Below are 6,115 nucleotides of genomic sequence, written 5' to 3' on the forward strand. Positions count from 1 at the left end.
ACGCATACGGACAAGGAGCATATTCATAATCACATCATCATCAATGCCGTGAATTTCGAGAGTGGCAGCAAGTATCAGTCTTCGAAGAAAGACCTCCATCGGATCCGTGAGGCGAGCGATCGGCTCTGTCAGGAACGAGGATTGTCCGTCATCGTGAAAAAAGACGCTCCGGTTCGCTATACATTGGCAGAAAAAGCCCTTCTCGAGAAGGGCAAGACCTCTTGGAAGGACGAGATCAGGACGAAGATTGAGGACGCGAAGCAAGAAACGACGGACTACGAAGCATTCAAGGGCTATCTGCTGAAAAAGCATGAGATTGAAGTACGAGAACGGGGAAACACGACGACGTATTACGATCATGCGAATAAAAAACGAGTACGAGACAACAAACTAGGGGCAGATTACGAGAGGGAGGTCATCAAGGATGGGTTTGAAAGAACAATTGAAGGCGAAAGAGCAAACGATGGTGAAGTCGGAAGACACACCGGAGTATCACATGGAGAACAAACAGGAAGCGCCACTCCATCAGACGCAAGAACCCTTGATTCAGAACGAACAGGAGCTTCTGATGCGTCTGAGAGCCGTCGAGGGCTATCTGTCGACCGTCCTGCAGGAGGTCGTCCAGAAGGAGATGACATTCCAACAGGAAATCGAGAATCTCGTTCAGATCAGCAAGGACACCGAAGAAGTGACGCATTTGATTATGAAGAATTCAACCGAAAGCTTGAGCAGTCGAAGCAAGGAACTCGAAGAGCATACCAGCAAAATAAACGGACAACTTCAGGCATTAATCGAAACGTACTCGAACCAACTCAAGGAGAATCAGCAAATTCTTCACGAGCAGCTGAAGAACATACAGAGTACACACCTCGACCAATTGAACACAAGTCACAAAATGATCAACGATCAACTCAGACAAACGAGCGAGAAGGCCAACAGCAGCATCATCGCGCAACAAAGCGAGCTAAAACAGATACTCGAGAACAACACGCAGAAAATCGAGACAGAAATGACCAACCTCAAGAACAGGCACGAACAGCACCTAAACGAAATCACAACAAATCTTTCGAGCAAGATTTCGAGCGTTAGACGGAAAATTTTCATAACAGAATGGCTAGACGCAGGAAAGCAAGGGCTCATGACAGCCATATTTTTAATACCAATCTATCTTCTGTTTCGTTTTGTTTTTTCATTTATAGGCTTTGATGTGCCATAAAAAAACACGATCAAATTTTACTTAAAAATGAAACTATTGGATGTTAATGTGCGTATTATGTTATCGAAAAGTCATTATTTTTAAAAAATGTAAATAGAAAAATTAAAATCAGATGACTTAAAGGAGAGATCGGATGAAAAAAATAAAAAGTGGTGTTGCATCATTATCGATTGCTACATTATGTTTAACAGCAGTCGCACCAGTCTCAGCTGCAACAGGTGAAAATAATAATTTAAAGACTACTGTCCAAGCTGATACTCCTGTAGATTGGAAATTTGAATATAATAGCATCGAGGAAGTTCCAAAAGAATTGTTTGAGCCTGGATACTATTCTGAGGAAGAAATTATTTACTTACCATCTGAATACTTAAATCCTTACCATCCAGACACTATTTCTACAACTTATGCTAATGGCGACAGTAAACAAAAAGATGGCGAAATTCGAACTATGGCATTCCCAATTGCTGCTGCAGGAATATACATGATTCCTGGAATAGGGCAAGTAGCTATCACGGCTACGGGTGGTCTCATAGTTGCAGGAGTTGCTGTCTCAGCAGGTTCTTGGATTTACAACAAGGTAAGTGCATACTTTAGTGAAAAAGCCGCTAAAGAAGCTGCTGCAAAAATTCCTAAAAGCTTAAAAAAATCCGGTTCAAGTACAACTGTAGACTTATCGAAATTCAAAGATAAATTTGGAAAGACACCTCTAAGTAAAACAAGTGGAACTTTTAAGAATGGAAAATGGGTCATTACTAAAGATAGTGCTGGTCATATCGGATATGATGGAACTAAAAAAGCATGGAAAATCGGTAATCCTAAAAGAGTTGGATCTTTAAATAAAAATGGCAAAGTTATCGATGAATAAAAAGGAGATTATTTATGAACACTAATGAATTTTTCGGTTGGAAAATCAACCTAGATGAAGAACTTTACGCAGTAATTGATGAGAACGCTAAAAAAATGGTTGTAATGGGGAATTTTATCGAGTTAACCGCCGTATTATGGATTGATAAAAAAGGTATTCTTCAACTAAAACCGACATGGGACTGCGTTATTTCAATTGACGATAAAGAAAAAGTAATAACAATTCGTCAAGCAGAGGATTTGAATATGAAAGATGAGGGTTAAGAAATAAGTAAACTTACATCAAAAGTTTGTGAAAACGGTCGGGATCGACCGTTTTTTTCGTGTTCGGCTTGATACCAACGGTATCCTTGCGAGGAATTGTCATTTCACGCAATCTTACGGATTTTCGACCGTTTTCAGAGTGAACGGGCATCCGATACTTGGCGATAGAGTCCAATCACCTCTCGATGCTCTTTTTCCCACTCTTCATTCTTTAACATCGGGATATGAAATGCCTGTTCCATTCGTGTCATTAACGCAGCAAGTTTTAAGTCACGCTGGATCGAAGAAGGACTTTCCATCAAATCCTCATAAATCACTTTATATTCTTCGATTGCCGGCATTCTTAAATCTTTCTCCATACTAAATTCCCCCTAAAATAAATTACTTACTATCTAGATTCTATCATTGGCTTTCCCTAGACTACTGCACTTCGTTTCCTTCTTCGCCCGATGGATCTTCTAAGGAATTTCGCTTTTCGTGAACTACCGCACTCCGTTTTCGGCGTTTACGCCTTCACTTCGTTTGGTGGCGTACTGCGTCACATTGAATGGACTCGCTTCGCTCCCTCCTTCAACGTTCCTCGCACGACATGTTCTCCAGTCGTTGATCTTCATCTTTCCTGCATTTTCTTTTCCTTTTTTTAATCAAAAAGACTTGATGCACTAGAAGAGCATGTGCATACTGCGGGAGGCAGGCGAGGAAAACGGCTGAATGGGCAGACTAACCCCTTGAAAATAAAAGGATTAAATCTGCCCAACGTTTCTGCGTCCAGTGTAGGACGAGGTATCCGTATGTCTAGGCGTTCCAAGACTGCAGGGGAATCACGCCCCCACGATATGACTCGCTGCGCATCATTGCGCACACAAGGCGTTTCCACGCCCTACCTTGCTGCCTTTCGGCGACTCGTCATATAATCCACTCTGACGTGGCCAGAAGCCACCTCAGGTCGTGTCACAGCAATCATACAGCCGCCTACTAGGAAATTCCCCACCGTTTGTCGTGGGACTGCCTACGGTCTCGTACCATATGACCCCGTCTGAACCTCTCAACGATCTTTACCGTATCCCTCGGGACTTAGGCTATGTACAGGGCTTTACGTCCTTCCCCTGCTAACGTCGCATCACCTACTGGAACTGCGATGATGACCGATCTATTTTACTGCGTCGGCTAGATGAACCTACTCGTTTAAAGAGCGAGTGCTGACCTCTTTTTTATGTAGAGCAAAACAAAAAGGACATCGTCAGATAGCAGGTTTCGCAAAACTCGCTACTGAACGATGTCCTTTTTCTTTACTAAAACCTTGAATGTTCTAGGTTTACTTAGTATGATAAGTTCATCTAAGTTGAAGCCACGTGTCGTGTGTCTTCAACGATCAATAGCTAGTGCTCTAACACTCGCTATTCAAAAGCGTCACTTTGTTGATCATCTACTCGTTTGGCGACAAGTAGATAGGAGAAGTGGCGTTTTTTGTGTTTTCGTCCATATTTTGTTACTGCCTATTGTAAGCCTTATCTTTTCTCCTGACAATATTAAAATAAACATAATAAAAAAGAACAATCAATAAGACACGATAAAAAACCTTTGGAACAGTAAATGTTCCAAAGGTTTTTTATCGTGTCTTAAAGGAATCCCATACCTTTAAGTTTTTGATCAGATTTGAAATAACTTGGTAGTCCATAAGGAGTAGCGATACCTCCAGAAGGGTAGTTTACGGCTTTAGCCGAACTATAGGCTTGATAAACGATCTTAGAACAATATGTTGGATTTTTCGAGCTTAGATTACTTGTAATCATATAACTATATTTTTTACCTTTATAGTTTTTCGTAGACCAATCAGCTGCCTTAGAAGCAACCTTTGTACTACTTACACGGTATACATTCGTACGTATTTTAGTACCATTCACTTGGCCTTTAACTATCCCATATCTATCTTGCCATTGCTTAGACGTGATGACCTTGGGGTTAGTTTTCGCACCAGAAATATGAAGTACTTTAGAGGAGCTAATAGCGATTCCAGCATGACCAGTTAACCCATAAGAAAATGTACCATTACTAACCAAGATATCTCCTTTTTTTAAAACTGGCCCTTTAGAAGCAGCAGCAGCCATTGTGGAAAAAGTTTTTGAAGGTACACTATAGCCTTTTGCAGTTTTTGATTCAGGTTCGACTTCCATTAATTTATTAGGAACAGGGAATTCCTTTTCCAATTCTTCAAATGAATCTTCTGTATTCGCATCCACCCACGAATTATAAGATAGACTTTTATCAACTACACCTTCTTCGACAAGGTCACTATATGCGCTTTTCGAAAAATCATTTTCCAATTGGCTTAGATCTTCGGCATATGATAAGTTAGGGGATGTTAATGATAAAGAGAAAACCAACGCTGCAAAACCAAAACTCTTTTTAAACAAAGTAAAACCTCCATTTTTTAGTATTATTTGATTATAATGTAAAAAAAACGATTGGTAGGGATGATTTATGAATAAAAAAGGAATTATATATTTTTTGATCATACTTTTTTTAGGATTTGTCTTGATCGGAGCATGGGCATACAAAAGTTTTTATTATGACGAAAAACAATCTACCACTCAGAATATAGATAGTTTTTTAAAAGAAAATAACTATATGCAACAGGTTGAAAAGAAAGAAACTGTTCTAGACACTACAACTGGTGAATATTTTGCTAAGGTGACTTTTAAAGATGAGCCTAAAAACGAATATGAAATTTACCAAATGGGATCCAATAATTTTCAAATTATCGGCTATAAAGATGGAGAAGAAATTACAAATAAAAAAGAAGGGAAATACATTACAAACTATTGAATCCTTAGTACGGATCCTAATTATTTAATGCATTATTCTACCTGATGAGCTACTTCCACGAGGAAGTAGCTTCTTTCGTCTCCCAAGACGAAAGAACAGTCTTTAATTTTTTAGAGAAAGGGGCTCGGGGATCCCCCCGACAAGCTGTATGTGCGACACGAAGTGGCTAGCAAATACGAAGCTTGCCAACCCCTCTATGATTCGAATAAGATGGACGAGTAAAAGGATTTTACTCGTCCATCTTTCGAGGCATAATTCGTACGTATTCAGAGGGGGCGGTTGTTGTGAAGGCGAACCGAAAAGAGAACCGACAGGTCAATTTTCGAGTGAGTGAAGTCGAATTTGAGAAACTTTCTGAGATAGCAGAAAGTTTTCAAATGAGTGTGCCGGCTTATGTTAAAAAGCAGGCACAAGGATCGAGAATGCGACCACCGAAGATCGATCGAGAGGGTGCATTTGAGATTGCCCGTCAATTGCGTGCCATCGGGAACAACGTAAACCAGATGACCAAACACGCAAACGAGGGCAAATCAGTACCGAAAGAAGAACTGGAAAACATACAGAAGGAGTTGAATCAGATATGGCAACAATTCAACTCGGCAATACAAAAGTAGCCAACAAGCTCATTTCCTACGCTGAAAAACGAGCAGAAGAACGATCAGGGGTCGATTGTCCACCGGAGTATGCCAAGTCTCAGATGAAGGCGACGAGAGAATTATGGGGCAAACCGGACGGAATTCAAGCCCACCATGTCATTCAATCCTTTAAGCCAGGGGAAGTGACAGCCAAACAAGCGAACAAAATCGGGCAAGAACTCGCTCGAGCCATATCAAAAGGGCATGAAGCCGTCATCTACACGCATACGGACAAGGAGCATATTCATAATCACATCATCATCAATGCCGTGAATTTCGAGAGTGGCAGCAAGTATCAGTCTTCGAAGAA

At 40.7% G+C, this 6,115-nt stretch carries 8 protein-coding genes and 1 pseudogene; 7 read left to right on the forward strand and 2 right to left on the reverse strand.

Annotated features, from left to right (window positions below):
* From KNP94_RS16175 to KNP94_RS15605, 4 genes and pseudogenes are all read left to right on the forward strand, one after another.
* A pseudogene (locus KNP94_RS16175) lies at nucleotides 1–132 on the forward strand (relaxase/mobilization nuclease domain-containing protein); the annotation flags it as partial.
* Between the two features lie 292 nt (nucleotides 133–424).
* Nucleotides 425–1,216, forward strand: coding sequence for a hypothetical protein (locus KNP94_RS16030; protein WP_251132689.1), 792 nt, complete (start codon nucleotides 425–427; stop codon nucleotides 1,214–1,216).
* A 133-nt stretch (nucleotides 1,217–1,349) separates the two neighbouring features.
* Nucleotides 1,350–2,081 (forward strand): hypothetical protein, encoded by a 732-nt coding sequence (locus KNP94_RS15600; protein WP_215115947.1) that lies wholly within the window; start codon nucleotides 1,350–1,352, stop codon nucleotides 2,079–2,081.
* Nucleotides 2,082–2,095: 14 nt separating this feature from the next.
* Complete coding sequence (locus KNP94_RS15605; RefSeq protein ID WP_215115948.1) at nucleotides 2,096–2,344, forward strand: hypothetical protein; 249 nt, start codon at nucleotides 2,096–2,098, stop codon at nucleotides 2,342–2,344.
* 134 nt (nucleotides 2,345–2,478) lie between these two features.
* Here KNP94_RS15605 and KNP94_RS15610 read toward each other — a convergent pair whose 3' ends face one another.
* On the reverse strand, nucleotides 2,479–2,703 hold the full coding sequence (locus tag KNP94_RS15610; RefSeq protein ID WP_251132690.1) for a hypothetical protein: 225 nt from the start codon (nucleotides 2,701–2,703) through the stop codon (nucleotides 2,479–2,481).
* Nucleotides 2,704–3,963: 1,260 nt separating this feature from the next.
* Nucleotides 3,964–4,758: a YiiX/YebB-like N1pC/P60 family cysteine hydrolase gene (locus tag KNP94_RS15615; RefSeq protein ID WP_215115949.1), complete on the reverse strand. Its 795-nt coding sequence runs from the start codon at nucleotides 4,756–4,758 to the stop codon at nucleotides 3,964–3,966.
* A 67-nt stretch (nucleotides 4,759–4,825) separates the two neighbouring features.
* On the opposite strand from KNP94_RS15615, the gene KNP94_RS15620 reads away from it, so the two are divergent.
* The 3 genes from KNP94_RS15620 to KNP94_RS15630 form a co-directional block, all read left to right on the forward strand.
* Entirely contained in the window at nucleotides 4,826–5,170 is a 345-nt protein-coding gene (locus KNP94_RS15620; protein WP_147512730.1) for a DUF3139 domain-containing protein, read from the forward strand.
* 284 nt (nucleotides 5,171–5,454) lie between these two features.
* A complete protein-coding gene (locus KNP94_RS16180; RefSeq protein ID WP_147512721.1) occupies nucleotides 5,455–5,784 on the forward strand; it encodes a MobC family plasmid mobilization relaxosome protein in 330 nt (109 codons plus the stop codon).
* A partial coding sequence (locus tag KNP94_RS15630) for a relaxase/mobilization nuclease domain-containing protein (RefSeq protein ID WP_215115950.1) occupies nucleotides 5,751–6,115 on the forward strand: 365 nt, incomplete at its 3' end. The genes KNP94_RS16180 and KNP94_RS15630, both read left to right, overlap by 34 nt.

Origin of the sequence: Exiguobacterium sp. s80 (assembly GCF_018618725.1) — a bacterium.
Lineage (GTDB): Bacteria > Bacillota > Bacilli > Exiguobacteriales > Exiguobacteriaceae > Exiguobacterium_A > Exiguobacterium_A oxidotolerans.